The sequence below is a fragment of the Nereida sp. NH-UV-3 genome, from assembly GCF_042939535.1.
Lineage (GTDB): Bacteria > Pseudomonadota > Alphaproteobacteria > Rhodobacterales > Rhodobacteraceae > Nereida > Nereida ignava.
Genome location: NZ_CP132157.1, coordinates 739,515 through 765,742, shown reverse-complemented (window position 1 = coordinate 765,742; position 26,228 = coordinate 739,515). Strand labels below are relative to the sequence as shown.

Annotated in this window: 24 protein-coding genes, 2 tRNA genes and 1 pseudogene; 10 read left to right on the top strand and 17 right to left on the bottom strand. The window is 54.7% G+C overall.

What is annotated here, in order from left to right:
- Together NeNHUV3_RS03690 and NeNHUV3_RS03685 are read right to left on the bottom strand one after the other, a co-directional pair.
- The gene (locus tag NeNHUV3_RS03690) at positions 1–1,899 is read right to left on the bottom strand and encodes a monovalent cation:proton antiporter-2 (CPA2) family protein (protein ID WP_391482582.1); all 1,899 of its coding nucleotides are present in this window, start codon (positions 1,897–1,899) and stop codon (positions 1–3) included.
- Between the two features lie 8 nt (positions 1,900–1,907).
- Positions 1,908–4,157, bottom strand: a complete 2,250-nt coding sequence (locus NeNHUV3_RS03685) for a hypothetical protein (protein ID WP_391482581.1) — start codon at positions 4,155–4,157, stop codon at positions 1,908–1,910.
- A 142-nt stretch (positions 4,158–4,299) separates the two neighbouring features.
- On the opposite strand from NeNHUV3_RS03685, the pseudogene NeNHUV3_RS03680 reads away from it, so the two are divergent.
- Positions 4,300–5,001, top strand: a pseudogene (locus NeNHUV3_RS03680) (SIMPL domain-containing protein).
- A gap of 86 nt (positions 5,002–5,087) precedes the next feature.
- On the opposite strand, the gene NeNHUV3_RS03675 reads toward NeNHUV3_RS03680, so the two are convergent.
- Positions 5,088–6,377 carry an O-acetylhomoserine aminocarboxypropyltransferase/cysteine synthase family protein gene (locus NeNHUV3_RS03675; RefSeq protein WP_341245892.1) on the bottom strand — a complete coding sequence of 430 codons (1,290 nt, stop codon included), beginning with the start codon at positions 6,375–6,377 and terminating at the stop codon, positions 5,088–5,090.
- 73 nt (positions 6,378–6,450) lie between these two features.
- Here NeNHUV3_RS03675 and NeNHUV3_RS03670 point away from each other — a divergent pair, with 73 nt between their 5' ends.
- On the top strand, positions 6,451–6,864 hold the full coding sequence (locus NeNHUV3_RS03670; protein ID WP_391482579.1) for a VOC family protein: 414 nt from the start codon (positions 6,451–6,453) through the stop codon (positions 6,862–6,864).
- A 6-nt stretch (positions 6,865–6,870) separates the two neighbouring features.
- On the opposite strand, the gene NeNHUV3_RS03665 is transcribed toward NeNHUV3_RS03670, so the two are convergent.
- The 3 genes from NeNHUV3_RS03665 to NeNHUV3_RS03655 all read right to left on the bottom strand — a co-directional run bounded on the left by NeNHUV3_RS03665 (position 6,871) and on the right by NeNHUV3_RS03655 (position 9,752).
- Positions 6,871–8,481, bottom strand: coding sequence for a hypothetical protein (locus NeNHUV3_RS03665; RefSeq protein ID WP_391482577.1), 1,611 nt, complete (start codon positions 8,479–8,481; stop codon positions 6,871–6,873).
- On the bottom strand, positions 8,478–9,491 hold the full coding sequence (locus NeNHUV3_RS03660) for a hypothetical protein (RefSeq protein ID WP_391482576.1): 1,014 nt from the start codon (positions 9,489–9,491) through the stop codon (positions 8,478–8,480). The genes NeNHUV3_RS03665 and NeNHUV3_RS03660 overlap by 4 nt, the downstream gene beginning before the upstream one ends.
- A 177-nt stretch (positions 9,492–9,668) precedes the next feature.
- Positions 9,669–9,752, bottom strand: a tRNA-Tyr gene (locus tag NeNHUV3_RS03655).
- A 164-nt stretch (positions 9,753–9,916) separates the two neighbouring features.
- Here NeNHUV3_RS03655 and rlmB point away from each other — a divergent pair.
- From rlmB to NeNHUV3_RS03640, 3 genes are all read left to right on the top strand, one after another.
- Entirely contained in the window at positions 9,917–10,699 is a 783-nt protein-coding gene (rlmB, locus tag NeNHUV3_RS03650; RefSeq protein ID WP_048597838.1) for a 23S rRNA (guanosine(2251)-2'-O)-methyltransferase RlmB, read from the top strand.
- 4 nt (positions 10,700–10,703) lie between these two features.
- Positions 10,704–11,054 carry a hypothetical protein gene (locus NeNHUV3_RS03645; protein ID WP_082136619.1) on the top strand — a complete coding sequence of 117 codons (351 nt, stop codon included), beginning with the start codon at positions 10,704–10,706 and terminating at the stop codon, positions 11,052–11,054.
- Between the two features lie 97 nt (positions 11,055–11,151).
- A complete protein-coding gene (locus NeNHUV3_RS03640) occupies positions 11,152–11,619 on the top strand; it encodes a YHS domain-containing (seleno)protein (RefSeq protein WP_391482574.1) in 468 nt (155 codons plus the stop codon).
- A 141-nt stretch (positions 11,620–11,760) separates the two neighbouring features.
- On the opposite strand, the gene NeNHUV3_RS03635 is transcribed toward NeNHUV3_RS03640, so the two are convergent.
- The 4 genes from NeNHUV3_RS03635 to hisA are packed head-to-tail and all read right to left on the bottom strand — an operon-like array spanning position 11,761 to position 13,819.
- On the bottom strand, positions 11,761–11,973 hold the full coding sequence (locus NeNHUV3_RS03635) for a hypothetical protein (protein WP_391482572.1): 213 nt from the start codon (positions 11,971–11,973) through the stop codon (positions 11,761–11,763).
- A gap of 14 nt (positions 11,974–11,987) precedes the next feature.
- Entirely contained in the window at positions 11,988–12,305 is a 318-nt protein-coding gene (locus NeNHUV3_RS03630) for a phosphoribosyl-ATP diphosphatase (protein ID WP_391482570.1), read from the bottom strand.
- The gene (gene hisF / locus NeNHUV3_RS03625) at positions 12,302–13,063 is read right to left on the bottom strand and encodes an imidazole glycerol phosphate synthase subunit HisF (RefSeq protein WP_341245884.1); all 762 of its coding nucleotides are present in this window, start codon (positions 13,061–13,063) and stop codon (positions 12,302–12,304) included. Before hisF ends, NeNHUV3_RS03630 begins: the two co-directional genes overlap by 4 nt.
- A gap of 36 nt (positions 13,064–13,099) precedes the next feature.
- Entirely contained in the window at positions 13,100–13,819 is a 720-nt protein-coding gene (hisA, locus tag NeNHUV3_RS03620) for a 1-(5-phosphoribosyl)-5-[(5-phosphoribosylamino)methylideneamino]imidazole-4-carboxamide isomerase (RefSeq protein WP_391482569.1), read from the bottom strand.
- Between the two features lie 123 nt (positions 13,820–13,942).
- Between hisA and NeNHUV3_RS03615 the strand changes: the two genes are divergently transcribed.
- Complete coding sequence (locus NeNHUV3_RS03615; RefSeq protein WP_391482567.1) at positions 13,943–14,326, top strand: DUF2147 domain-containing protein; 384 nt, start codon at positions 13,943–13,945, stop codon at positions 14,324–14,326.
- Positions 14,327–14,432: 106 nt separating this feature from the next.
- Here NeNHUV3_RS03615 and hisH read toward each other — a convergent pair whose 3' ends face one another.
- The 4 genes from hisH to NeNHUV3_RS03595 form a co-directional block, all read right to left on the bottom strand.
- Positions 14,433–15,071 (bottom strand): imidazole glycerol phosphate synthase subunit HisH, encoded by a 639-nt coding sequence (hisH, locus tag NeNHUV3_RS03610; RefSeq protein ID WP_391482565.1) that lies wholly within the window; start codon positions 15,069–15,071, stop codon positions 14,433–14,435.
- Positions 15,072–15,659: an imidazoleglycerol-phosphate dehydratase HisB gene (hisB, locus tag NeNHUV3_RS03605; protein WP_391483166.1), complete on the bottom strand. Its 588-nt coding sequence runs from the start codon at positions 15,657–15,659 to the stop codon at positions 15,072–15,074.
- A gap of 207 nt (positions 15,660–15,866) precedes the next feature.
- Positions 15,867–15,941: transfer RNA gene (locus NeNHUV3_RS03600), tRNA-Gly, on the bottom strand.
- Between the two features lie 184 nt (positions 15,942–16,125).
- Positions 16,126–19,569 (bottom strand): pyruvate carboxylase, encoded by a 3,444-nt coding sequence (locus NeNHUV3_RS03595; RefSeq protein WP_391482564.1) that lies wholly within the window; start codon positions 19,567–19,569, stop codon positions 16,126–16,128.
- A gap of 173 nt (positions 19,570–19,742) precedes the next feature.
- Here NeNHUV3_RS03595 and NeNHUV3_RS03590 point away from each other — a divergent pair, with 173 nt between their 5' ends.
- A complete protein-coding gene (locus tag NeNHUV3_RS03590; protein WP_391482562.1) occupies positions 19,743–22,103 on the top strand; it encodes an ATP-dependent helicase in 2,361 nt (786 codons plus the stop codon).
- 14 nt (positions 22,104–22,117) lie between these two features.
- On the opposite strand, the gene NeNHUV3_RS03585 is transcribed toward NeNHUV3_RS03590, so the two are convergent.
- Together NeNHUV3_RS03585 and NeNHUV3_RS03580 are read right to left on the bottom strand one after the other, a co-directional pair.
- Positions 22,118–22,714, bottom strand: coding sequence for a LysE family translocator (locus tag NeNHUV3_RS03585; protein WP_391482560.1), 597 nt, complete (start codon positions 22,712–22,714; stop codon positions 22,118–22,120).
- Positions 22,715–22,723: 9 nt separating this feature from the next.
- Positions 22,724–23,329 (bottom strand): LysE family translocator, encoded by a 606-nt coding sequence (locus tag NeNHUV3_RS03580; protein ID WP_391482559.1) that lies wholly within the window; start codon positions 23,327–23,329, stop codon positions 22,724–22,726.
- Here NeNHUV3_RS03580 and NeNHUV3_RS03575 point away from each other — a divergent pair.
- Positions 23,316–23,441 carry a hypothetical protein gene (locus tag NeNHUV3_RS03575; protein ID WP_391482557.1) on the top strand — a complete coding sequence of 42 codons (126 nt, stop codon included), beginning with the start codon at positions 23,316–23,318 and terminating at the stop codon, positions 23,439–23,441. The two genes, NeNHUV3_RS03580 and NeNHUV3_RS03575, sit on opposite strands and share 14 nt — an antisense overlap.
- 49 nt (positions 23,442–23,490) lie before the next feature.
- Here NeNHUV3_RS03575 and NeNHUV3_RS03570 read toward each other — a convergent pair whose 3' ends face one another.
- Complete coding sequence (locus NeNHUV3_RS03570; protein WP_391482556.1) at positions 23,491–23,709, bottom strand: DUF1127 domain-containing protein; 219 nt, start codon at positions 23,707–23,709, stop codon at positions 23,491–23,493.
- A gap of 282 nt (positions 23,710–23,991) precedes the next feature.
- Here NeNHUV3_RS03570 and NeNHUV3_RS03565 point away from each other — a divergent pair, with 282 nt between their 5' ends.
- Positions 23,992–25,086 carry an Mrp/NBP35 family ATP-binding protein gene (locus tag NeNHUV3_RS03565; RefSeq protein WP_391482554.1) on the top strand — a complete coding sequence of 365 codons (1,095 nt, stop codon included), beginning with the start codon at positions 23,992–23,994 and terminating at the stop codon, positions 25,084–25,086.
- Between the two features lie 647 nt (positions 25,087–25,733).
- Positions 25,734–26,228 (top strand): division/cell wall cluster transcriptional repressor MraZ, encoded by a 495-nt coding sequence (gene mraZ / locus NeNHUV3_RS03560; protein WP_048597852.1) that lies wholly within the window; start codon positions 25,734–25,736, stop codon positions 26,226–26,228.

The following is a 26,228-nucleotide window of genomic DNA, read 5'->3' as shown; positions in this document are numbered from 1 at the left end:
CTACTCAGTGGTATCTTTGGCCGTGTGCTCTTTGAGGGGGCGCGCGGCTTCAAGACTTTCAAGGATTGCTGTCTCAAAATCTTTGTTGAGGGCGCGAGATTTCTCGATGTAGGCCGTGTTCTTCTGCACTGGTTGGCTGGGATCCCACAACTCGGCCAATTCTCGTAATGCGGCACGGTCAAGTTTGTAGAACGTCTTTTGCGCCTCGGCGGCCTCAAATTCGGTCAGTCCCATGTTTTCCAGTGCGTAGCGGCCTGCACGAAGCGAGCTGTCAAACATCTCACGAACGATGTCGTTGGCACCCGCTTGATAAAGCGCATACACATGAACGCGGTCGTAGGCCCGCGCGATGATGTGCAAATCAGGGCGCTCTTTGCGGGCGTATCTGACAAGCTTTACTGCGGCGTCTTTGTCATCAAGCACCACAACCAAAATCTTGGCGTGCTGCAGCCCCGCTGCGTGTAGTGTTTCAGGGCGGGTTGGGTCACCGAAAAAGCCTTTGAATCCAAAGGTACGCATTAGTTGGATTGTTTGCAGATCGTTATCCAGTACGACAGTTTTGAAACCAGCCATCTGCACAAGACGGTTGATCACTTGTCCAAAACGCCCGATCCCAGCGATCAGGATATGCCCTTGTTCCTCATCGATGTCGTCGGGGTTTTGGGTGTCTTTGCTTGCATCCATAAGATGCTGAAAACGGTCATACGCAATAAAGAGCAGCGGTGTGATCAGCATCGATAGGGCCACGACAAACAACAGCTTATCTGCCAGTTGCGTTTGCAGGACGTGTGTCTGAAGCGCAAAGCTGATCAGGACAAACCCGAATTCACCCGCCTGTGCTAACCCAAGTGTAAACAGCCATCGGTCGCGGCCTTCGACGTGAAAAATGATCGATAGCCCGTAAAGAACAGCCGCCTTTATCACCATCACCGCTAAGGTCAGTCCAATCAGACTGAAGGGGGATTTGTAGAAAGTCGCAAAATCAATACTGGCACCGACAGTGATGAAAAACAGCCCAAGCAGCAGGCCTTTGAACGGCTCCAGATCGCTTTCCAGTTCATGGCGAAACTCGGAGTTGGCCAGCACGACACCTGCAAGAAAAGCGCCCAAAGCGGGTGACAGGCCAACAAGGCTCATCAAAACGGCCGTACCTACAACAAGCAAAAGCGCCAGCGCCGTGTACATCTCACGAAGGTGCGCGTGATGGATATAGCGAAACACCGGACGAACAAGGTACACACCGATCAAAATGACCAAGCCAACGGCGGCTATAGTGACCAAAGTAACGCCCCATCCTGGCAAGCCATCGACTAGCGACATGGAGTGATGGACGTCTTCTTCGGGCTTCATCCGGATTGAGCCATCTGGCCCAAGGGATGGGACAAATTGCAGGGCAAGTAGTGGCAAAAACGCCAACATCGGGATGACGGCGATGTCTTGGGTCAACAAAACCGAAAAGATGTTTCGCCCGCCGCCTGTTTGGGTCAATCCCTTTTCTGAAAGCGTCTGTAGGACGATCGCAGTCGACGAGAGTGAGAAGATTAGTCCGATTGCCAACGCAGTATTTACGGGCTGGCCCAAAATCATTGCGCCCCCCATGATCAACAGCGTCGTCACACCAATTTGCAGACCGCCGAGGCCGATCAGCCTGTCACGCATATCCCAAAGGGCGCGCGGCTCAAGCTCGAGCCCGATCAGGAACAACATCATGACGATGCCGAACTCTGCAAAATGCTGAAGTTCTTTGGTCTCGGCGCCAACAAGCCCAAGCAATGGGCCAATGACAATACCCGCCCCGAGGTACCCCAGAACAGAACCAAGACCCAATCGGGCGGCTAGGGGGACAGCAATCACTGCGGCTGCAAGATAAATGCTGGCTTGAAATAAAATGCTGTCCATGTCGCCTCTTAGCCGGAAGGTATTTCCAGTTTAACCTGTCTGCCGGACTTTGAATACCGCAGATCAGAGCGGCCAATTGCCGTCACGCGTCCACCGTCCAAACGGTCGCCGACAGTGACTTTGCGGTAGCGGCCGTTTTTCAGACGGACCAATGCATTGCGCGCATTTGGTTTGCCGGAGACGCCGATCAGGTTGATCCGGTTGAAGCGGATTGCATTGCGTAGCGTCGCGTTGCGCGCCACGGTTGAATTTACCGCACCATTTGGGCGCTGTGTGACGGGGGCTGTTGCTGCGGCTTGGGGTGTTTGGGGCACCAAAGCAGCTGTCTGCGTTGTTTCCAAATCGCGCGGGCGCAGGTTGGGCTTTGGTGATACGCGGACCGCTTGTGCAGTGCCTTGGGGGATTTGCGCCGCAGCGGTCGCCAGCGCAGCTTCCACGGCTGTGTCGACTTGCGCCTGATCAAGCGGCACGAGCGATGGGTTGTTTGGGCGCGCCGCAACTACGGGTGTTGGCGCCAGATCAGCGGGGCGCAATTTTGGACGCAGGGCGGCAAGTTCAGCACGTGAATACCCGCCCAGTGTTTCACGTTCATTCGCGTCTGATAACGAATTTGGCCGTAGCCGTGGCCTGAACGCTGCAAGCGGGTTTTCGGTCTTTGCGACCTCTGGCGATGGCTCCGGGACGACAACTTCGCGCACTGGTGGGACCACGGGCGGTTTGCCTGTAAAAACAGTAATGCCATCGGGCGTTGCGGCACCGTTTGCGGTTGGTTTCACCAGACCATTTTCGTCAAAATCAAATGTTTGCCCTGCCGCTGCCGGACTGCCGATACGCGGCACCGGTGCGTCTTGACGCAGCAACCGCTCTGACGGCAGTGCGACCGCGTCTGAGAAATTGATAAGCGGGTCGAGCGACGCAAAGTAAGTTGCCTCAAGGTCCGGGGCAGGCAAAAGAGCCGCCGGCTCTACGCCGCGCTGCCAGATGCCTGAACGCTCAAACAATGTCTGCGCGTTGTTGATGGTCATGGTTTCTACGGGTGCAGGTAACACCCGGCGCAGGCTCAACCTGTCTGGATCAAGCGGTTCAATGGGTAAGGTGGCGATGCCTTCGAAATCTTCGCTTGCCGCATCGTCGATTTCATCGGCGGTCGGGAAAGCGGAGAATGGTCCGGGCAGTAGGCCGTTTTCATCACGCTGCGGGCGCTGCTCATCAGGAGCGGGGATACTGTCGGCTGGTGCCGCGATCTCTGTCGCGCTTTGCTTGTCGCCGAACAGCCAAGACACTGCTGGGTTTTCAGAATTTCCCCAAATGAGCGCCGCCGCAAACAAAGCGGCCAATAGAACACCTGTGAGGATCAGCCCCAGAAAGCGTGGTTTGCGGGGCGTGTCTGCTGTTTGACGGGCGCCAAAAACGGTAAGTGCTTCGGCTTCGGGTAGGTCTGTTGTTTCGGCTAGGGGCTGCGTTGAGGTGGCAAGGCTTCTCTTTTGCGGCACCGGGGTTTCAGCTTGGCTTAGCGGCGGTGTTGCGCCCCCGGGGGCTGCCTTCGTTGCTGCGCCCAAAGCAGGCGCGGCCCCAAGTTGATCTGTTGGGACAGTCCGGCGGGTGGAGAATGTTACGGGCGCATTTGATGTGACCTCGTCAGGCTTCTCAGTGGGTTCAAGCGCTGGCACCGGCTCGCTTTGCGGCGCGTCTTCCCAGTGTCCGACGTTTTTGGCCAGACCGGTTTCCCGGTCAATGCGTTGTTGCGCATCCAGTAGATTGGCGGCGGCTTTCGCGGTGCCAAAATAGGGTTCTCTGCTAAGGTCTGCTGTCCCGAAGTTGCCGGTTTCTGGTAGCCCCACAAAGCAAATGGGGTTCAGCCCGTATTGGGTTGCAAAAGCCTCTGCCTCAGTCAGGGTTTCCACAGCGACGGTGGCGATGTTGGTGGTGGTACCGGTTGTGGTCCAATCATACCGCAACTCGTTAACGGGATAGGGGGTTTGCCCTTCCAAAGCCTGTGCGCAGGCAGTTTGCCCGTCACTGATTTTTTCAGGAACCGCAGCTATTTCAAGAAAACGAATTTGATCGTTGGGGATAATGAGTTTGCTGCGCATCGGAGCGCCTAAGATATCTTCGGCGCGCAGGCGCAACGCCTCAAGCGATCCGGTCAGGTCAGGGTCATCAAGCGGAACTTGGCCGATGCTGCGCCAACCGTCATTGGCCTTCAGCAGGGCCGTTATTCCGTCAACGCTCAGCGAGATGGCAGCATTTGGAAACATACGTAACGAAGCCTTTTAAACAGGGTACGCCACAGATTTACCGTGTCTGCCCCCCAAGGGAAAGGAAAAGCCAAGCATTAGGCGGCAGTTTGCGTCATACTTGGTAAAGTAATTGGTCGCTTTGGTGAAAACGAGGTTGGTGATGAGACGAGTAATAGATGTTTGCGCCGCGTTGGCGCTTTGTGCGTTTGGGTTGGCAGCGTCTGCATCCGCGCAACAGATGACGGGCGCGGATGGTCAAAGAACAATCACAGTCAGCGGGCAGGGGTACGTTAATGCTGTGCCTGACATGGCAGAGATCAGCGTGGGCGTGTCAGGACAGGCGATAAACGCGCGCGATGCATTCGGTACTGTGAACAGCACCATGCAAGCGGTATTGGGGCGCCTTGCCGATTTGGGGATTGAGCCGCGTGATATTCAAACCCGTGATTAACGTGTGCAGCCTGAGTACGCCCGTGAGCCGTCTGCCACGCGCGAGATCATCGGCTATACGGCGCGCAATACTGCTGTGGTGCGCGTCAGAAATACTGGTCTTCTTGGAGACGTCATTGATGCAGCCATTGGGGCGGAGGCGAACGAGTTTTTCGGCATTCAATTTTTACTTCAGGACCCAGAGTCACTTGAAGGCCAAGCGCGGGTTGAGGCGGTCATGCAGGCCCGTTCTAAAGCCCGCGTTTATGCCGAAGCTGCGGGTGTGACATTGGGTGCCGTGCTGTCGATCCGCGAGGGCGGCACGTCTGCGCAAAGATCAAACCAATTTGCACTTGCGCGCAGTACCGAAGCAATTGCCACGGGTGAGGTTGGGGTATCGGCGGGCGTAACGGTGGTCTACGCAATCGAGTAGGTCGCTCGCTCGGTATGAGATGAAGGACATAAAAAGGCCCCCGCCAGCGATGTGCCAGCGGAGGCTTTAGATGGTTTGGACTATGATTAAGCGCTGGCTTTGCTCAAGGCCTGATCCAGATCGGCGATCAGGTCATTCACATCTTCAAGGCCGATTGATACGCGCACCACATTTGGCCCTGCGCCAGCGGCCTCTTGCTGTTCAGCAGTAAGCTGGCGGTGGGTTGTACTGGCTGAGTGGATGATCAAGCTGCGTGTGTCGCCAAGGTTGGCCACGTGGCTGAAAATCTCAAGACTGTCGACCAGCTTAACGCAGGCCTCATAGCCGCCCTTGACCGCAAAAGTGAACAGCGCGCTGGCACCCTTGGGGCAAATCTTTGACACAAGATGGTTGTAGGGTGATGACTTCAGACCGGCGTATGTGACGTAGTCGACGCGGTCATCTGCCTCAAGCCATTGCGCGATTTTCTCCGCGTTGGCTACGTGACGGTCCATACGAAGCGAGAGAGTCTCTGTGCCCATCAACGTGTAGTGCGCGGCTTGGGGGTTCATGGTCATGCCAAGGTCGCGCAAACCAATTGCGATACCGTGGAAAGTGAATGCCATTGGGCCGAAGGTGTCGGCGAAAACTGTGCCGTGATATGCGGGTTCTGGCTGGCTGAGTGACGGGAATTTGTCATTCGCTTTCCAGTCAAACTTGCCGCTATCCACAACGCAGCCGCCTGTGACCGAGCCATTACCCGTGAGGTATTTTGTAGTCGAGTGCACTACCAACGTCGCGCCATGCTCAATCGGGCGGCACAGGTAGGGGGTCGCAGTTGTGTTGTCCACAATCAACGGAATACCGGCTGCATCTGACACTGCCGAGATGGCATCGAGGTCTGTGATGTGACCACCTGGGTTGGCGACAGCCTCGCAGAAAACGGCACGTGTGTCATCGTCGATGGCGGCTGCTACGGCTTTGGGGTCGTCAAAGTCAACAAACTTGGCGGACCAGCCAAAGCGTTTGATTGTCTGGCTGAACTGGGTGACCGTGCCGCCGTAGAGGCGCGTTGATACGACAACATTGCGCCCCGGCTGCATGATCGGGAACAACGCCATGATTTGTGCTGCGTGACCAGACGAGCAGCACACCGCGCCAACGCCGCCTTCCAGCGTCGCGATGCGTTCTTGTAGTACTGCGACTGTCGGGTTTGTCAGTCGCGAGTAGATGTATCCCACTTCTTCAAGGTTGAAGAGTTTCGCGGCGTGATCTGCGTCGCGGAAAACATATGCAGTGCTTTGGTAGATTGGGGTATTGCGCGCACCTGTGGCCGGATCAGGGCGGGCGCCTGCGTGGATTTGCAGGGTATCAAAGCCGTAGGTCGTGTCAGTCATGGGGTCGTCCCTTTCTCTTTACGTTGGGCCAATAGCTACGCTACGAAGGCGACAGGCTCAACAGGAGGACGCTATGCTGCACCCATTTCATTTGGCCATAAATGTGCATGATCTTGATGAGGCGCGTTCGTTTTACGGCGGTGTACTTGGCTGTACCGAAGGGCGCTCAACACAGACATGGGTCGATTATGACTTCTTTGGCCATCAGCTTAGCCTGCATCTTGGGCCAATTTTGACAACGGAAAATACTGGGCACGTCGGCGAACACCTTGTTCCGATGCCCCACTTTGGTCTGGCGCTGCCTCTGACTGACTGGACCGCACTTGCGGGACGCCTTGAGGAGGTCGCGACCGATTTTGTGTTGTCGCCTCAGGTTCGTTTTCAAGGGGAACCTGGCGAGCAGTGGACGATGTTTTTCCGTGACCCAAGCGGCAATCCGATTGAGGTAAAAGGCTTTCCTGAAATGAGCGGCGTTTTTGACAGCTAAGCAGGCTTACGAGGGTTTCGGACAGGTCCGCGTATAGTAGTGCAGCCAAGGTCCCGCGGTCTCCAACGTTGTGTTGTAAAGACCCAAGACCGGTGTTGTATCAATTTCACGGGTGACCAATTGGTAACATTCAAAAAATTTAGGTTCGTCCAGAAGCTCAAAATCCATTCGGAACACGGGGGTTTGTGCGGTGAAGCCAGTTGCAGGGCCAAAAACAATGATGTCGGGCGCGCGGCGCAAAACATATTGAGCATCGCCTTTTGCGTGCCCTGGAATTTCTTGGGCAAACCCAAGGGGCGGGCCAACGGGATGTTTGGCGATATGCGCGTCATTTAGGCCAAGTGTATCGATAAAGGTATGGTGTGCTGCGACAAACGGTGTGGCGCCAGCGGTAGCCACAGCAATTGTAAGTGGCTCGGGGTAAGTGTCGACTAAATGCTTTCCCATGATGGCGCCGAAAACAGCGGCATTATCTGCGTGAAGCCGCTCAAGCATAGTCGCGGTTAAGGCGCTTGCTGCAATCAACGCCACCGCCGTAGCCGTGCGCATCATTGGCGTCATCATTGCCATGATCGAGACGGCGATGATGACCAAGAGCGGCGTGAGGGGCACGAAGAACCGCGCGTTTGGCATATGATCACCACCTGCCCACGTGATGTAGCAAAGCGAAATTAGGGCCACGAGAGATGCCGCCAAAAAAGCGCGCTTTGCTTTGAGGTTGTCAGTTGAACGCAGCAAAATTGCGCCGACCGGTAGCAAAAATAACGTGGGCAGCAGAGGCAGGCTTTCGCGCAAATATTCCAACCCAAGCATCAAACGCGTGCCTGTAGAAACGCCGACTTTGGCGTAGAACGTTAGGGGGAGGAGTTCGCCGTAAATTGCGTGCCGCACAACAATATGCCCGCATAGGATCAGCGCTGATACGCTGCCGATTGCGACAAAGTGAACAATCCGTCTGCGAACAGGCAAATTTGCAAATGCCAGCAAGGCCAACCCCATCGCAAAATTGCCGATCAATGCATCCGGACGTGCGAGATAGGCGGCGGCAAACAGCCCCGAGGCTGCCAGTGATAGCGGCAGGCTGTCATCGCCTTGCAATATTCGGAACGCCAAAACGTAGGCGCCCGCGGCAAGTGCCGCCACAAGCACCGGCTCTAATCCGCCAAAAACCCACGTGATAACTGGCGCGCTTATCACGGCGCACATCGCGGCTACTTTTGAACCCATTGGCATGGCAAAGCTTTGCGCCAATCGCCAAGCGATCACAACAAGGCCCAAAAAAGTTGTGGCGTTAATAAGTTGTGCGGCCAACATAGGTCCGATACCGGCCATGATGAGCGGCGTCACCAACAAGATGTGCAACAGGTTGGTGTATCCTTCGGCGTATTCGCCCAAGTTCCAGACCAGTTGGCCGTGCTCTGCCAAGTTGCGTGCATACCTTAGTGAGATCAGCACGTCGTCGTGAAAAAAGCTACGTATTTTCCAAAGCAAAATCCCAAAGATGGTGAGCAGGGCGATAACTGCGGTCGTTGAAAAAGTAATGCTGAAACCACGGACCGTTATGATTGCCGTGTCGCTGGGATCTGCGGTTGGGTGTTGCGTTTCAGACGCGCTCATCGCATCCAGAACCCTTCACGTTTGAGCGTGTTGCGGATGGCTTGCTCGCGGCGGGGCAGGTCATTTTGGTCAAATAAGGCGCGGGCTTTTGGGCCGCGTCCTTGGTAAATCATGCGCAACATTGGCTCGTACTCTTTAAGGACTTTTTTAATTTTGTTGGGGGCTGTGACCGTCTCAAGCGTTTCAACGACATGGTCGCTCTCACGTGTATAGAGCAGCGGAAACAGCCGGTAATGACAACTTGTCTTCCCGTCGAGAAACTCCGTTGGCAATGCGTCGCGTTTGCCGCCAAGACTGTGGATCACAAGGGGCAGGGCGACCTGATCAAGCCATGGGTCGAGTTCTTGCAAAACCAGCTCGTCGGGACGGTCATCGCGGATGGCTAGGGCATACTCTAAAAACCGTTCGCCGAAGATTTTAGGGCAGCTATAATAGAAAAAGCCCGCGTTGAAATAAAGATGCCGCCGCCAGAACTCTGCCGGCTCATTCAGATCAAGGCTGCTTTCGTAATCAAGCCCGAACTTGTCATACAGGGATTTCCAAGTGGCCGCATAGCCTGGCCAGTACAGGTCTTCTTTTGGCCAAGTGCCTGTGACGCGGGTTGATGCAGACGGCACGTCGAAATCAAATGGCACATCGGTCAGCTCATCTGTGATCAATGTGTCAGTGTCGAAAAAGACAAAGGGCTCGCCAGCAGGCAAAATGCCAAGTGCCTCAATTTTGTTTCCGTAGGGATAAGCCTGTCCAAAATGCTTGTTCTCAAATGGAATGATTTCTGCGCCGAGCCTCATCAGGAGGGTCCTGACCTCAGGTGAGTTGATGGTGGGGTCTTTGCGCCACAATTCCCCTGCTTGGGGTTCTGCCACAATCAATCGTCCGGAAAACTTTGGGCTTTTTGCGCGCAATGAGGCCGCGAAAACAATGGCTTCGTACATCAGTCGTCCATTTTGACCGACGATCAAAATGTTGAAATCAGCGCGAGGCTGTTGGTGATGTGTACGTGGCGCCATGTATGCTGATCTTTGTCAGGTTTGCTCGGCGGGACGATATTGAGGTTTTATCAAAATGTCATTGAGAAATATCGATTGATATTAATGGCCGGTTAAGACGACTAGGGGACACACCAAGAGTGCCGCAATCTGCACATCCAATCGCGGCTTAAATAGCTGTAAATTTCTGGATTTAAGTGGTGGGCGACCCTGGAATCGAACCAGGCGTGCGTCTCCGCGAGGGAGTTACAGTCCCCTGCCACACCTTGCGGCCTGTCGCCCACTGGTGGGTCGGATACCGTGGCACATCTGGGGCGTCAATAATGAAAATTCGGGTTTGCCGCGGTTTATTTCACTTTATCAGTTTTTATGAAGAAAAGATGCTCACTGGTTTTTTCTGAGCCAAGGGATTAGGTGGCTGGTAACCAAAGATTGGATGGATTGAGATGAAAAAGCCGAAGTGGGTCGTCAAAAAAGAACAAGACAAACGCGCCGCTGCGAATGAGACTGTGTGGCTCTTTGGCCTGCACGCTGTGCGCGATGCGCTGATGAACCCCGAGCGGCAGAAACTGCGTTTGATTGTGACGCGTAATGCTGCGGATCGGTTGGGTGAGGCCATGGCCCACTTTGAAGGTGAGCCGGAGATGTGCGATGCGCGTAAATTCACAGCGCCTCTTGATCCGCAATCCGTCCACCAAGGTGCTGCTTTGGAAGTGAAGCCGCTGAACTGGGGAAAGCTGGATGAGGTGGTTATTGGCGGTGATCCGGATGCAGGTGCGCTGCGTGTGGTTCTTTTGGACCGCGTAACGGACCCCCATAACGTTGGTGCAATTTTGCGATCAGCCGAGGTTTTTGGCGCACGTGCTGTGATTGGAACCCACCGTGGATCTGCGCCTGAAACTGGTGCGTTGGCAAAAACCGCAAGTGGCGCGCTTGAACGGCAGCCTTATCTGCGGGTGCGCAATCTGGCCGAAACAATCGAAGCGATGCAGTCGATGGGTTATCTTGTGCTTGGTCTTGATGGCGAAGCAGAGATGAGCATTGAGCAGGCTTTAGAAGGCAAGCGGACGCAGCCCGTTGCGTTGGTGATGGGCGCAGAGGGGCCTGGTCTGCGCGAAAAGACCAAAGAAACGGTGGATCAGTTGGTGAAAATTGATTTTGCGGGCGCGTTTGGCTCGCTCAACGTGTCAAATGCTGCTGCGGTGGCGCTTTACGCGGCACGCGGGTAGCGCATTGGCCGCGCAGAAACTTGCTACGTGTTGTTATTGCGGCACCCGTGCGGCGCTGGTGCTGCGCGGTGATGTGCGCCACGAGTTGTCATGCGTAAGTTGTGGCGCGCCTTTGCATGACCTTAAATTGATGCCGGTCAGCGCCCCTGCAGCCCGTCCTGTTGAGACCACCGTTAAAAAACCTGCGGGGCCTGCCCAAAAGGCAAAGCGGAGCAAAGAGCAGAAAGTGTTCAAACCCAAAAAGGGCAAGCGGCGTAAATTTGGCGTGAAGCTTGGACGCAAGCTCAGCGTATCTCGACTCGTCTCAAAAGTATGGGACGAGATTGAAGATGTCGTTGAGGACATCTTTGACTGAGCGCTGTAACACAGTCTGACATTACCGTGTGGGGGCTGGTGTAAGTGACTGGCGGCGCGCATCCTTGGGCCAAATAGTAGTTGGTAAAGGAAACCCCATGAACTCATATATTTTAAACCGTCGCGCGATTTTGTCTGCAGCTTTTGCAGCCCCTGTTTTGCCGTTGCTTGCAGGAATTGCACATGCAGCCAAGCCCGCTGTTTTCACAGACGGAGGCGTAGCCATTCGCGGTTACGATCCCGTTGCATATTTCACTCAAAGCGCTCCTGTTGCGGGCGATGCTGCCTATAGCGCGGCGTATAACGGCGCTACTTGGCTGTTTGCGAGCGCAGAAAATCAAGCCATGTTTGAGGCGCAACCAGAAGCCTTTGCGCCCCAATACGGCGGCTATTGTGCTTATGCGGTCTCCAAAGGTGGGACAGCGACTACATCACCTGATGCGTGGACCATCGTGGAGGATAAGCTTTACCTGAACTTCAACAAAGTTGTGCGCGGCATTTGGTCGAACGACATCCCTGGTAACATTGCCAAGGCCGATGCGAACTGGCCAAGCGTTTTGGCGTGACAGAGGGCTTAATCCTCTGTTCACGTTTTTGCGACAGGCTCTGATTTTCTAGAGCGCAGCGCTTATGTGCTGTAGTGGGCAGGGGATGGAACACACCCTGCCCATGTTTACTGTCCCTCGTTCCGCACCTTGCGCCCTTGATTATTTGACCTTGGGCGCATTTTCTTTTGCGCGGTGTGGCCAGATATATCTTGTGATGAGAATACAAAATATGCCCGCCGTGATGTAAAGCGCCACGCTTAGTGCCGCGTCTCTACACTGTGATCCGGGGCAACGGTTTATCGCATCTAGAAACGCGATGATCGCCAAAACAAACGCGGTAAACGCAAAAGCGGCGCCAAGGAAGGCGGTCATTTTGCGAAAGCCGTTCACGTATTTGAGGGGCGGTTTGCTTTTTCGGTCAGGCCTGATTGTCCTTGCCGGCGTGCTAACTCACCCAAAACGTCGCCAAGCGGCACATCGCGCGACGCCAACATCACAAGCAAATGGTATAGGACATCGGCAGCTTCACCAGTAAGGCCCTGCTTGTCATTCTTCACGGCCTCGATGATCGCCTCAACGGCCTCTTCGCCAAACTTTTCAGCGCATTTTTCGGGACCTTTTGAAAGCAGTTTTGCGGTCCATGAGCTATCAGGATCTGCCGTCTTGCGGGCTTCGATGATGTCGTAAAGATCTTCTAAAGTCATGAGAGCCTCATCGGGATGCCAGCGGCGGACATGTGGGCTTTTGCTTCGGCGATTGTGTATGTGCCAAAGTGGAAAATTGAGGCTGCCAGAACGGCGGAAGCCCCGCCTTCCGTGACGCCCTCTACCAAGTGATCCAAGGTGCCCACACCACCTGATGCAATTACAGGTACGTTCACCGCGTCAGAAATTGCGCGGGTCAGGGGCAGGTTAAAGCCTTGTTTTGTGCCATCGCGGTCCATTGAGGTCAGCAGGATTTCCCCTGCACCTTTTGCAACAACCGTTTTTGCAAATTCCACCGCATCAATGCCCGTTCCTTTGCGCCCGCCGTGAGTGAATATTTCCCACTTTCCGGGGCTGACGGTTTTTGCATCAATCGCCACGACGATGCACTGGCTCCCGAAACGGTTGGCGGCTTCGGACACCACATCGGGGTCTGCAACGGCCGCTGAGTTGAAGCTGACTTTATCAGCACCTGCAAGCAGCAGTTTACGCACGTCATGATGGGTGCGCACACCGCCACCAACGGTCAGCGGCATAAAGCAATGTTCAGCGGTGCGGCGGGCCAAATCATAAAGCGTGCCGCGGTTTTCATGGGTGGCTTTGATGTCAAGAAAACACAACTCATCTGCGCCAGCAGCATCATAGGCTTTGGCTTGTTCCACAGGATCGCCTGCATCAATCAGATCGACGAAGTTGACACCTTTGACCGTGCGGCCCTCGGCAACGTCAAGGCAGGGGATGATGCGGGTTTTTAACATATGATGTGTCTACTGGGTTGGGGCGTGAAACAGAAGTTATGATTTGAGCGCTGCAAGGGCCGCAGAAAGATCAATCGCGCCATCATAAAGCGCACGGCCTGAAATAGCGCCCGAGATGACACCAGTGTCCTTCAATGCGGTCAGATCTGCCATGGATGATACACCACCAGATGCGATGACTGGAATGTCTACGGCGCGGGCCAATGCGGCGGTTGCGTCGATGTTGGGACCTTTCATGGCACCGTCGCGCATGATGTCTGTGTAGATGATCGCGGCGATACCTGCGTCTTCGAACTTTTTGGCCAGATCAACCACTTGGATATCTGTTTCCTCAGCCCATCCGCGCGTGGCCACAAAGCCGTTGCGCGCATCAAGTCCCACGGCCACTTTGCCAGGAAATGCACGTGCAGCCTGCCGAACAAGATCGGGGTTTTCTACGGCAACTGTGCCCAGAATTACCCGCGCAAGCCCTTTGTCGAGCCAGCGTTCAATGGTGGCCATGTCGCGGATACCGCCACCCAACTGGGCAGGCACGTTTGTCTGGCTCAAGATTGCCTCAACGGGGGCGGCGTTTACTGGTTCCCCCTCGAAAGCGCCGTTCAAATCAACCAGGTGCAGCCATTCGCACCCCGCATCAACAAACGAAAGCGCTTGCGCAGCAGGATTGTCATTAAAAACCGTCGTTTGCTCCATGTCGCCGCGCACAAGGCGAACGGCTTGGCCATCTTTAAGGTCGATTGCAGGATAGAGGATCATGAGGCATCTCTTTGTTAAACGGTGTTGGCGCGGTTATAGGCATTCGGCCCCGCAACGCAACGTCAGCCTTGTCCGCGCGCGCATCGCGGTTGCAGGATATCTTAACTTAGGGAGGAACTTGGTATGAAAAAGGTGATTGGCGCCGCTGTTGCGTTGGTGATGGGGGCAGGCTTTTCCGCGGCGGACCCTGTGTTGGGGACGTGGAAAACAGAAGTGGACGATGGCAACTACGCCCACGTTGAAATGAGTACCTGCGGCGACAAGATTTGTGGTGTGATCGCACAGGCATTTAACGCGCAGGGTCCGTGGGCATCCGATAACCAAGGCAAAAAGCTTGTCTGGGACATGGTTGCGCGCGGCGGCGGGTCTTACAAGTCTGGCAAAATCTGGCAGCCATCCACAGATAAGGTCTTTAACTCGAAAATGTCACTGTCTGGCGATGTTTTGAACGTCTCAGGCTGCGTTGCGATTATTTGCAAAAAGCAGGTCTGGACACGCGTAAACTAAAATTGGTCACCCGATCTGAAACGCCAAAGCCCAAAGGTTGATCCAAACCTTTGGGCTTTGCTACTTTCAGCAACTGGGTTTTTTGATGCGGCTTACGGGGCCAAGGCTAAGGGGCCCACGTCAAAAAGTTACCGATCATGCGCAGACCCGCGCTTTGTGATTTCTCGGGATGAAATTGGACGCCAATACGGTTTTGCGTACCCACAACGGCTGTTACATCGCCGCCATATTCCACATGGGCCAGCCGTTCGCCCATGGTGTGCATTTCCATTTGGTAGCTGTGCACAAAATAGGCATGGTCGCCGTTTGTGACACCATCCAAAACGGGGTGGGGGGCATCGATGATTAACTCGTTCCACCCCATGTGCGGGATCTTAAGGTTAGGATCTGTTGGAGCGATGCGTTTCACATCGCCATTGATCCAACCAAAGCCGTCAACTTCTTCGTATTCAAAGCCGCGGTTCGCCATCAGTTGCATGCCGACGCAAATGCCCATAAACGGGCGACCTTTTTGTGTGACAGCCTCGTTGAGCGCCTCAAATAAATCAGAGCGTTCAAAAAGCTGGCTGCGACAAGCGGGAAAAGCGCCGTCACCAGGAAGGACAATGCGGTCTGCGCTGGCCACATCTTCCGCGCGGTCACTGACGATTACCTCGCCCGCATCACGTTCCAGCGCCATGCGCTGAAACGCTTTTTCTGCTGAATGAAGATTGCCGCTGTCGTAGTCGATCAGGACAGTGCGCATTTAGAGAATACCCTTGGTTGAAGGGATTGCATCCGCTTTGCGGGGGTCTTGTTCCATGGCGCTGCGCAGGGCGCGGGCCACCGCTTTGAACGCGGCCTCGGCAATGTGGTGGCTGTTGAAACCGTGCACTTGATCGATGTGCAACGTGATGCCGCCATGGGTCGAAAGCGCTTGGAAAAACTCGCGCACCAGTTCGGTGTCAAACGTGCCAATTTTCTGCGTGGGCATATCGAGATTACAGATCAAGAAAGGGCGGCCAGACAGATCAAGCGCGCAGCGTACTTGCGCATCATCCATGGCAAGTGCGCATTCACCGTACCGGTTGATGCCACGCTTGTCGCCCAACGCCTCATTCAAGGCTTGTCCAATGGCGATCCCCACGTCTTCAACTGTGTGGTGGTCATCAATATGCAAATCACCAGAGCAGCGCACAGTCATGTCCATCAAGGCGTGACGCGCAAGCTGATCCAGCATGTGGTCAAAAAAGCCAACGCCAGTTTGGTTGTCATAGGTGCCAGTGCCGTCGAGGGTCAGTTCAACAGAAATATCCGTTTCTACTGTTTTACGGGCAACTTTACTTGTGCGCATCATTTCATCTCCGCTGTGATGGTGTGACAGGCTCTAGGCGGTTTTGGCGCAGCGCGAAAGATCAGCGCTACTGATTTTTCCGAGGTGCGGCTTTGGGGTTTCAGCGGATGCCAGTTACGATCGACCAAAGACTACCCAGTAGAAACACAAAAGGCCGCCGATTAGGGCGACCTTTGTTCGTGTCCGGACTGGGTAAGGCCGACTAACTGGAGCGGGCGAGGCGATTCGAACGCCCGACCCTAACCTTGGCAAGGTTATGCTCTACCCCTGAGCTACGCCCGCATCCGTTAGTGCGCCTGATTTAGGATTTTCACGGGGTGGCTGCAAGGCGAAAATTACGAAATATGACATTTTTTTGTAAATGCTTTTGCGAAGGGTGTTGTGTGCAGTCATCACACAGCAAAAAGCCCCGCAAAACAAAGGTTTGTGGGGCTTTGGCTTTGGGTCGGTAAGTCGGGTTGGCTGGTTATTCGAACTCAACCAAAAGGTCTTTGGCGTCAATTTGACCCCCGGCCGTGACGTGAACGGCCTTGATGACCGCGTCGCGCTCGGTGTGGATGCCTGTTTCCATCTTCATTGCTTCGATTGTCAGAAGCAAATCGCCCTCACTGACTTTTTGACCAACAGTGACGCCGACGCTTGCGACAACTCCGGGCATGGGGGCGCCGATGTGGTCCGCGTTGCCCAACTCTGCTTTGGGGCGGGCGGCGGTGGTTGCTTTGATGGCGCGGTTTGGCACGCGAATGTTGCGCGGCTGGCCGTTTAGCTCAAAGAATACTTTCACCTCACCGTCTTCATTAGTGTCGCCGATTGCCTGCAGGCGGATCTCCAGCGTTTTGCCTGGGTCAATCTCGGCTGCGATTTCATCGCCTACGTCCATGCCGTAGAAAAATACTGGCGTCGGTAGGGCGCGAACGGGACCGTAAATATCGTGGCGTGTCGCGTAATCTGTGTAGACTTTTGGATACATCAGATAGCCTGCAAGGTCTTCGTCATCGATGCTGCTGCCACCACAGGCAGTGCTTGCTGCCGCACGTTCTGCTTCAAGATCGGCAGGTGCGAGGTGTTTGCCGGGGCGTTCAAGGTTCGGGCTGTCGCCTTTGAGCGCTTTGGAAACGATCAGATCGGGGAAGCCGCCTTTGGGTTGCCCCAAGTTGCCCTTCATCATGTCGATCACACTGTCGGGGAATGAGACATCCTTTTTGGGGTTTTCCACATCCGCCCGGCTAAGCCCTTGGGAGACCATCATCAGAGCCATGTCGCCGACCACCTTAGAGGACGGTGTGACTTTGACGATATCGCCGAACATCTGGTTCACGTCTGCATACATTTGCGCCACTTCGTGCCAGCGTTCTTCAAGGCCCAAGCTGCGGGCTTGTGCTTTGAGGTTCGTGAACTGACCGCCGGGCATTTCGTGCAGATATACTTCTGATGCCGGTGCTTGGAGGCCGCTTTCAAATGCTGCGTATTGTCCGCGCACAGTTTCAAAATAATCGCTGATCTGACGGATCGCTTTGATATCGAGGCCTGTGTCGCGATCTGTGTTGCGTAACGCTTCAACGACTGATCCCAATGTTGCTTGGGATGTGTTGCCTGAAAAGCTGTCCATTGCACAATCAACGGCGTCCACACCCGCTTCGGCGGCTGCAAGAATTGTCGCAGTTGCCATGCCTGCAGTGTCATGGGTGTGGAAGTGTATCGGAAGGCCGACTTCTTCTTTGAGCGCTTTGATCAAGATGCGCGCTGATGCGGGCTTCATAAGCCCTGCCATATCTTTCAGACCCAGCACATGCGCACCTGCGGCCTTCAGCTCTTGGCCCATATCAACGTAATATTTCAGATCGTATTTGCTGCGCTCTGGGTTCAGCAGATCACCTGTGTAGCAAATAGTGCCTTCGCACACTTTGCCCGCATCAATCACCGCGTCCATAGCAACACGCATGTTCTCGACCCAGTTTAGGCTGTCAAAGACACGGAATACATCAACGCCAGAAGCGGCGGCGCGTTTGACAAAGAACTCAACCACGTTGTCGGGGTAGTTCGTGTAGCCGACACCGTTTGAGGCGCGCAGCAACATTTGTGTCATGACATTTGGAAGCTGTGCACGGATGTCGCGCAAACGCTGCCATGGGCATTCCTGCAAGAAACGATAGGCCACGTCAAAAGTCGCGCCGCCCCAACATTCAACCGAGAAAAGCCCCGACAGGTTTTGCGCGTACGCTGGTGCCGCTTTGATCATATCAATTGAGCGCATGCGTGTGGCCAGCAAAGATTGGTGCCCATCGCGCATGGTCGTATCTGTAATCAGCAAGTGCTTTTGTGCCGCCATCCAATCGGCCACGGCTTGTGGGCCTTGGGCATCCAGAATTGTGCGTGTGCCATCCGGCGTGTTCTGCGCAATGCGCACCGGTGGCTTTGGCGCACGCGCTTCTGCGGCGGGCAGGGGGCGGTCAACGGTCTCGGGGTGTCCGTTTACGGTGATGTCCGCAATGTATGTAAGCAGTTTCGTCGCACGGTCGCGGCGCTTTTTGAAATCAAACAGCGCAGGCGTGTCATCGATAAACTTGGTGGTGTACTCATTGCTGAGGAACGTCGGGTGCTTGAGCAGGTTCTCGACAAAGGCAATGTTGGTTGAAACACCGCGGATGCGGAACTCCCGCAGGGCACGGTCCATCCGCGCAATGGCAGCTTCCGGCGTCGGGGCCCAAGCGGTGACTTTTTCCAACAGGCTGTCGTAATACCGTGTGATGACCGCGCCAGAATAAGCTGTGCCGCCATCAAGCCGAATGCCCATGCCCGTAGCACCGCGGTACGCTGTGATCCGGCCATAGTCGGGAATAAAGTTATTTTGCGGGTCTTCGGTGGTAACGCGGCATTGAATGGCGTGACCGTCAAGTTTGACATCATACTGGGTCGACACGCCTGTCGCCTCAACAAGGGACTTACCCTCTGCGATCAGGATCTGCGCGCGCACAATGTCGATGCCTGTGACCTCTTCGGTGACAGTATGCTCAACTTGGACGCGTGGGTTGACCTCGATGAAATAGAACTCGCCGCTGTCCATATCCATCAAGAACTCAACAGTGCCGGCACATTCATAATTGACGTGCTGACAGATCTTTTTGCCCAAGTTGCAAATTTGCTCGCGTTGGGTGCCACTTAGGTAGGGGGCAGGGGCGCGCTCAACGACTTTCTGGTTGCGGCGTTGGACAGAACAGTCGCGCTCGTAAAGGTGGTACATCTCACCGTGGCTGTCGCCCAACACTTGTACTTCAACGTGGCGCGCGCGGGTGATCATCTTTTCAAGATAACCTTCTCCGTTGCCAAACGCCGCTTCAGCTTCACGGCGGCCTTCGAGGACTTTTTCCTCAAGCTCGTCTTCGCTAAAGATCGGGCGCATCCCGCGGCCGCCGCCCCCCCATGACGCCTTAAGCATCAGTGGATAGCCGACCTCAGCCGCTTGTTTTTTGATCTCTGCCATATCATCGCCAAGCACCTCGGTGGCGGGGATCACAGGAACGTTGGCGTCAATGGCGACGCGGCGGGCGCTTGCTTTGTCCCCCAAAGCGCGCATCGTGTCAGCCTTGGGACCGATGAATGTAATGCCGTTTGCAGCGCATGCATCCACGAACTCGGGGTTTTCAGACAACAACCCATAGCCCGGGTGGATCGCATCTGCGCCCGCCTCAAGAGCCACGCGGATCATTTCGTCAATGCTCAGATAGGCTGCAACGGGGCCCAGGCCTTCGCCGATACGGTATGCTTCATCCGCCTTGAAACGGTGCAGGCCCAGCTTGTCTTCTTCAGCAAATACCGCGACCGTCTTTTTGCCAAGCTCGTTTGCTGCGCGCATAATTCGGATCGCGATCTCCCCACGGTTGGCAATAAGAATTTTGTTGAAATCAGCCATGGGATCGTCCTTGTGTAGTCATGTTGCAGTGCAGCAATTTGAGTATCTTCTATGACGTTTTTGTAAATCCGTAAACATCGTAGAATTGGGTATGTGTCTGCGCAGCGCCTGCACGGCGAACAATGAGCGAACATGGGTTTTCACCGCAGGGCAACCGCGCTACATAATTACACATGAGCGATTTTTCCGAAGATGACGCCTTCGAGGCGGCAAGCATCCCGCTAAGTCAACGTGCCATGCAGGCGCGCCCTGCGCCCTATTTGGACAGCTTGAACCCCGCGCAACGTCAGGCCGTAGAGACCCTTGATGGGCCCGTGTTGATGCTGGCGGGTGCCGGTACCGGTAAAACCAAGGCGCTGACCTGTCGGATCGCCCATCTTTTGACGACTGGCCGTGCCCGCCCGAACGAGGTCTTGGCGGTGACGTTCACCAATAAAGCCGCGCGCGAGATGAAGGATCGTGTTGGCGCGTTGATGGGCGCAACGGTCGAGGGGATGCCGTGGCTTGGCACGTTCCACGCGATTTGTGTGAAATTGTTGCGCAGACATGCCGAGCTTGCAGGACTAAAGTCCAACTTCACCATTCTGGATCGCGACGATCAGAACCGTCTGTTAAAGCAACTGATTGTGGCGGATGGCTTGGATGAAAAACGCTGGCCTGCGCGGGCGCTTGGGACGGTGATTGACGGTTGGAAAAACCGTGCGCTAACGCCTGAGAACGTCCCTGTTGCCGATAGCAGTGCCTTTGATGGGCGGGGCGTTGAGATTTACGCGCAATACCAAGCGCGTCTAAAAACGCTTAATGCCTGCGATTTTGGCGATCTTTTGTTGCACGTCGTAAGCATCTTCCAAAACCACTCAGATGTGCTGGCGCAGTATCAAAGATGGTTCAAATACATCCTTGTGGACGAATACCAAGATACGAACGTGGCGCAATATATGTGGCTGCGATTGTTGGCGGCAGGGCACAAAAACATCTGCTGTGTGGGCGACGATGATCAATCGATCTATGGCTGGCGGGGCGCAGAAGTTGGCAATATTTTGCGCTTCGAAAAAGACTTTGAGAACGCGCATGTGGTCAAGCTTGAGCAAAACTATCGCTCGACCCATCATATTTTAGGGGCAGCATCTGGTGTCATCGCGGGCAACAAAGGGCGTCTTGGAAAGACCCTTTGGACCGAACGCGACGAGGGCGACAAAGTACGCCTTATTGGTCATTGGGACGGTGATGAAGAGGCCCGTTGGATTGGTGAAGAAGTTGAGGCCATGCAACGCGGCACGCGCGGGCAAGCCCCGATCAGCCTTGATGATATGGCGATCCTTGTACGCGCGTCGCATCAAATGCGGGGCTTTGAAGACCGCTTTTTGACCATCGGGCTGCCGTACCGCGTGATCGGGGGGCCTCGTTTCTACGAGCGGATGGAGATCCGCGATGCGATGGCGTACTTCCGCCTTGCGATTAGCCCCACGGACGATCTGGCATTTGAGCGGATTATCAATACGCCCAAGCGCGGCCTTGGCGACAAAGCCCAACAGAAAATCCAAGTGGCGGCGCGTAGTAATGGCGTGTCGCTTATTGAAGGCGCTCGTTTACTGGTCGCGGCCAAAGGGATCACGGGCAAAGGGTTCAAGGAACTTGAAAAGTTCGTAGCGGGATTTGACCGCTGGCACAGTTGGATATCCGAGGCACGCCGCAGCCACATCGAAGTGGCAGAGCTCATCTTAGAAGAGTCTGGCTACATCGAGATGTGGCAAAACGACAAAACACCCGAGGGGCCGGGGCGGCTTGAAAACCTTAAGGAACTTGTGAAGGCGCTGGAAGGCTTTGAGAACCTGCAAGGATTTCTTGAGCACGTCAGCCTGATCATGGACAACGAAAGCGAACAAGACGGCGAAAAAGTCAGCATCATGACTTTGCACGGCGCCAAGGGTTTGGAGTTCCCAGCGGTGTTCTTGCCTGGTTGGGAAGACGGCCTGTTTCCATCACAGCGGTCCATGGATGAAAGCGGTGTGAAGGGACTCGAGGAAGAGCGGCGCTTGGCCTATGTAGGCATCACGCGAGCAGAGGCGATTTGTACGATCTCATTTGCTGCTAACCGCAGGCTTTATGGTCAATGGCAATCGGCGATGCCCTCGCGCTTCATTGACGAGCTACCTGAAGAACACGTTGATGTGCTGACACCGCCGGGTCTTTATGGTGGTGGTTTTGGTGCCGCAGCTGCACCACAATCAACACTGCACGAAGAAGCGGCCTCGGCCAATGTCTACAACTCACCGGGGTGGCGGCGGCTTCAATCACGTGCAGTGCAGCGCGGCATGACCCAACCTGCAGAGGCGAAAAACATCACAATCGATGCAACAGCGGTCAGCGCGCATACTGCCGGTGACCGTGTATTCCACACCAAGTTTGGGTACGGCACAGTGATGGGCATTGAAGGCGACAAGCTGGATATCGAGTTTGATAAGGCGGGTGCTAAGAAAGTCGTTGCGCGCTTTATTGTGGCGGCTGACCAAGCGGGCGACGTGCCTTTTTGAGTGGGTATTGTGGGCTAAACCGGCACACCTGCGCGCAAAATAGGTAAGATCGAGGCGATCAGCATAAGTGCCATGGTGATGTTGAATGCCCGCAATCTGCGTGGCGCATTGAGCCAGCGTTTCGTTTTTGAGCCAAGCACGGCCCAGACGGTGACACATGGCGTGTTGATCAGCGGAATAACGATGATCACTGTGAGGAACCCAAGCCAGCCAGCTTCTGGTGGGGCGAAAAGTGTCAGTGCGTTGAGATGCATTGCCCACGCTTTGGGGTTTACCCACTGAAAGGCAGCAGCCTGCCATAACGTCATCGGGGTAGCGGTGCTTGCCACGCCGCTTGGGGGTGCAGCAGTTGCGATTTTATATGCCAAATACGTCATATAAATTGCGGAACAGATTTTGAGCACCGTATGTGCCGCAGGCATTACCGCGAAGATTTGTGCAAGCCCAAGACCCAAACCGCCAATCATAATGATATGACCCAGGCTGATACCAAAGATGTGCCTTATGCTCCGGCGAAGGCCAAAATTGGCCCCCGATGCAAAGAGCATCAGGTTGTTTGGGCCGGGCGTGATTGTGCTGGCGACAGCATAGGTGATCAAAAGCCAAAGCATCGCTTAAACCTAGAGGGTGAAATCAGCTGTGAGCATCGGATAGAGCGTGGTGATCAAAATGCCTGCCATAGCGTAATTGAAAACCCGCAAGCGTCTTGGCGTGCTCAGTAGGGATTTGATTTGCACACCCATATACCCCCAAATGGATACGGCAGGAAAATTTGCGGCCATAAACAATAAGGCAATTGCGATGGGTCCCCAGATGCCAAGTTCGGGCTGTGCGTATTGTGATTGCGCCGTAATGGCCATGAACAGCGCCTTGGGATTGACCCATTGAAAGGCCGCCGCTTGTAAGAATGTAAAAGGTTTGCTGTCAGGCTTCGCGTCCGCCGGTGGGGCGGCATTTGCGATTTTATAAGCTAGGTACAAAAGATACGCGGCGCTGAGAACTTTCATCACGATGAAACTGGCAGGATATGCGTTGAACAACTGCAAAAGCCCAAGCCCGATCAGCGCCACTTGAAAAGAGTGCCCAATTGAAATGCCCAGCATATGCGGAAGCGTTCGCCGAAAACCAAAGTTTGCACCAGACGCTAACAGCATCACGTTGTTGGGGCCGGGGGTGGCGGAGCTGACGAAGGCGAAGGCCAGGAAAGGCAGAATGAAACTATACATTCGCGGCACATTAGCGACGGAGCGTCAGAAGGAAATGGCAAAACCACCGACAAAAAAAATCAGGCAAAAAAATAGCGGCGATACCAGGGAGGATGGTATCGCCGCCTTTTAACAGAACAACCCCGGGAGGAGGAAAGGGCGTCCTGATCTCGTATCAGCGCTTAGGCGCCGTATGCAGCCTCAAGAGCGATGCGTTTGATGTCGCAACGGAAAATTCCGAGGTCTGCCAACTCGCGGTTTGAAAGTACCGCAAGCTCGTTGAAGGTTGCTTTGTACATGCGGCGCTGAGCGATCGCTGTTTTTACGTCGTCGAATTTTGCGCGCAGGATGTCTGCGAAAGTTGGGCGGAAGATCGATGGTGTGCTAACTGTAAAAGCCATTGCTTTTGTCCTTGTAAGTTTTGCCGGCGTCTTGTCCGCCGAGCCATGCTTCGAATGTCTTGCACCCTAGATACGGACCATGCTGCGTCCGCACAACGCACAATGCTGCATTGCAGCTATGCGTCTTTTGCAACGCTTCGTCACAGGTCTTTTGCCGTGTACCGTTAGCGCTAGCTGAAAATCGGCGGTAATGGGGCGGTGGATGTGGCTTGTGATCTGTACAGAACGGGTTATTTGCCGAAGGGAATACGCAATGAGCCGATGCCAAAGGAAGGTCCACTGATGTCCAGTAAAGAAGAAGTCCTAAAAGCCCTGTCATCTCTTACGCTGCCTGATGGGGGCGATTTGGTGTCGCGCGATATGATCCGCGCTTTAAGTGTTGAGGGCGGCACCGTTCGGTTCGTAATCGAAGCCCCCGATCCCGAAGCTGCTGCGCGCATGGATGGTGTGCGCCGTGCGGCTGAGGCGGTGGTTGGTAAAGTTGCTGGTATAAGTACTGTGAGTGCCGTGCTGACAGCCCACGGGCCATCTACGCCCGCAGCCAAACCACAAGCTGCACCTTCCGCGCCTCCCAGCCTGAAGATTGGCGGACACCCGACAAAGCAAGAGGGCGGTCCCAAGCCTGTCTCCGGCGTTGACCGTATCTTGGCGATTGGGTCGGGCAAAGGCGGGGTTGGCAAATCGACAGTATCGTCAAATCTGGCAGTCGCTTTGGCCAAGCAGGGACGTAGAGTTGGGCTGCTTGATGCAGATATTTATGGTCCCAGTCAGCCGCGTATGTTGGGTGTTTCAAAACGTCCTGCCAGCCCAGATGGCAAAACAATCATTCCTCTGCAGGCCCACGGCGTAACAATGATGTCCATCGGTCTGATGCTTGACCCCGACAAAGCGGTTGTGTGGCGGGGGCCAATGCTAATGGGCGCACTCCAACAAATGTTGGGGCAGGTTGAGTGGGGCAAGCTTGACGTTCTGATCGTTGATCTTCCGCCAGGCACGGGTGATGTGCAGCTTACGCTTTGCCAGCGCGCGGCAGTGACAGGGGCAATCGTAGTTAGTACCCCGCAAGATGTGGCGCTTTTGGATGCACGACGCGCGCTTGATATGTTTGATAATCTGCGCACACCGGTTTTGGGCCTGATAGAGAACATGAGCACGTATATCTGCCCCGAGTGTGGCCATGAGGCGCATCTGTTCGGGCATGGGGGCGTTGAGGCGGAGGCTGCGAAAATTGGCGCACCTTTCCTTGGGTCGTTACCGCTTGATCTGGATACGCGGCTTGCCGGGGATGCTGGTACGCCCATCGCGGCTGGTGACAGCCCTATGGCGCAGGCCTACGCTCAATTGGCTGAACGCCTTGTTGCAGGCGGTATGGCTTAGACAGACACCTCAATTGTATTGAAGTTCAAGGCGCTCCTTCGGGGCGCCTTTTTTGCTGCATGTGATAATGATATGTGGGAAATCATGGGAGTGTTCAGTAGTTTAGTGTTTGTATCTCGTAGATTTTATCAAATAATCGCTCAAATTAGGTGGGATAGGTCGGCTTTTTTTAGCTAAAGTGATGAAAGTTGGGATTTTTTGGTAATTATTTGAACAATACCGCTACTACTACATTTAGTGTTAATGGCTACATGATACTACATGATGATGTAATTAAGGTGGTGTAAAGTATAGTTTGCTTCATGATTTACTAAGTTTTTAAGGCGTTTAGCTCGAAAAAAGTTGTTGCTTCCCATAAATTCCCATGTATTCCTAAGTTTATCGAAGCGGTGAGCACACATTTAAGGGGCGTCTCAAGAACCCCACCCGGCGACCGAAAAGGTTTCATACAGGCCTCACTTCTTCGATCAACGAGATCCGGCGCGTGAGCGAGCAGACATCCCCCCAGGTGGCGCGCGCAGTCGGACTTCCCCGCAAAGGGGCACAGGCGGGTTGATCAGTGGCAGCAGATCAACCCGCCTTTTTAATTAAAGGGCCGCGCATTTCAGTGCGTAGGTCGCAAGGTAGCAACAGGAGCCGGTTCCTCGATGGTCCGTGCGTTCAGAGGCGAATACCACCAGAAGGTGGATGCGAAGGGCAGGGTCTCAATTCCCGCGCCCTTTCGACGTGTCTTGGAGGCAGGTGATCCCGCGTGGGAAAATGGCAAGTTGCCAGAGTTTGTCCTAGTTTATGGCGATGACCGGCGTGCCTTCCTTGAAGGGTTCACTGTGGATGGCATGGCTTCAGTTGATGCTAAAATTCGCAAATTGCCCCGTGGGTCCAAAAAGCGTCATGCTTTGTCGCGCCTTTACAGTGGTCGCTCGGTAACGCTTAGCGTTGATGAAACGGGGCGGTTCGTTTTGTCTCCCAAGCTGCGCGAAAAGCTGGGCATTACGAACGAGGCCTACTTCATCGCCAACAACGATACATTTGAAATTTGGACGCCTGAGACATTCGAAGCTGAGAATAACCTCGCGTTGGATGACGAGGATTTCGATCCGGATTTGGACCCGTCAGTTTATCTTGATGGGGATGAGGAATAA

Coding starts and splice junctions, on each gene's coding strand:
- NeNHUV3_RS03565 (WP_391482554.1), top strand. CDS start 23,992: ATGTCCAGTAAAGAAGAAGTCCTAAAAGCCCTGTCATCTCTTACGCTG.
- mraZ (WP_048597852.1), top strand. CDS start 25,734: ATGGTCCGTGCGTTCAGAGGCGAATACCACCAGAAGGTGGATGCGAAG.
- NeNHUV3_RS03675 (WP_341245892.1), bottom strand. CDS start 6,377: ATGACTGACACGACCTACGGCTTTGATACCCTGCAAATCCACGCAGGC.
- NeNHUV3_RS03590 (WP_391482562.1), top strand. CDS start 19,743: ATGAGCGATTTTTCCGAAGATGACGCCTTCGAGGCGGCAAGCATCCCG.
- NeNHUV3_RS03685 (WP_391482581.1), bottom strand. CDS start 4,157: ATGTTTCCAAATGCTGCCATCTCGCTGAGCGTTGACGGAATAACGGCC.
- hisB (WP_391483166.1), bottom strand. CDS start 15,659: ATGCGCACAAGTAAAGTTGCCCGTAAAACAGTAGAAACGGATATTTCT.
- rlmB (WP_048597838.1), top strand. CDS start 9,917: ATGAAAAAGCCGAAGTGGGTCGTCAAAAAAGAACAAGACAAACGCGCC.
- NeNHUV3_RS03635 (WP_391482572.1), bottom strand. CDS start 11,973: ATGACCGCCTTCCTTGGCGCCGCTTTTGCGTTTACCGCGTTTGTTTTG.
- NeNHUV3_RS03670 (WP_391482579.1), top strand. CDS start 6,451: ATGCTGCACCCATTTCATTTGGCCATAAATGTGCATGATCTTGATGAG.
- hisH (WP_391482565.1), bottom strand. CDS start 15,071: ATGCGCACTGTCCTGATCGACTACGACAGCGGCAATCTTCATTCAGCA.
- NeNHUV3_RS03580 (WP_391482559.1), bottom strand. CDS start 23,329: ATGTATAGTTTCATTCTGCCTTTCCTGGCCTTCGCCTTCGTCAGCTCC.
- hisA (WP_391482569.1), bottom strand. CDS start 13,819: ATGATCCTCTATCCTGCAATCGACCTTAAAGATGGCCAAGCCGTTCGC.
- NeNHUV3_RS03665 (WP_391482577.1), bottom strand. CDS start 8,481: ATGAGCGCGTCTGAAACGCAACACCCAACCGCAGATCCCAGCGACACG.
- hisF (WP_341245884.1), bottom strand. CDS start 13,063: ATGTTAAAAACCCGCATCATCCCCTGCCTTGACGTTGCCGAGGGCCGC.
- NeNHUV3_RS03640 (WP_391482574.1), top strand. CDS start 11,152: ATGAACTCATATATTTTAAACCGTCGCGCGATTTTGTCTGCAGCTTTT.
- NeNHUV3_RS03595 (WP_391482564.1), bottom strand. CDS start 19,569: ATGGCTGATTTCAACAAAATTCTTATTGCCAACCGTGGGGAGATCGCG.
- NeNHUV3_RS03570 (WP_391482556.1), bottom strand. CDS start 23,709: ATGGCTTTTACAGTTAGCACACCATCGATCTTCCGCCCAACTTTCGCA.
- NeNHUV3_RS03585 (WP_391482560.1), bottom strand. CDS start 22,714: ATGCTTTGGCTTTTGATCACCTATGCTGTCGCCAGCACAATCACGCCC.
- NeNHUV3_RS03630 (WP_391482570.1), bottom strand. CDS start 12,305: ATGACTTTAGAAGATCTTTACGACATCATCGAAGCCCGCAAGACGGCA.
- NeNHUV3_RS03690 (WP_391482582.1), bottom strand. CDS start 1,899: ATGGACAGCATTTTATTTCAAGCCAGCATTTATCTTGCAGCCGCAGTG.
- NeNHUV3_RS03615 (WP_391482567.1), top strand. CDS start 13,943: ATGAAAAAGGTGATTGGCGCCGCTGTTGCGTTGGTGATGGGGGCAGGC.
- NeNHUV3_RS03575 (WP_391482557.1), top strand. CDS start 23,316: ATGAAACTATACATTCGCGGCACATTAGCGACGGAGCGTCAGAAGGAA.
- NeNHUV3_RS03660 (WP_391482576.1), bottom strand. CDS start 9,491: ATGGCGCCACGTACACATCACCAACAGCCTCGCGCTGATTTCAACATT.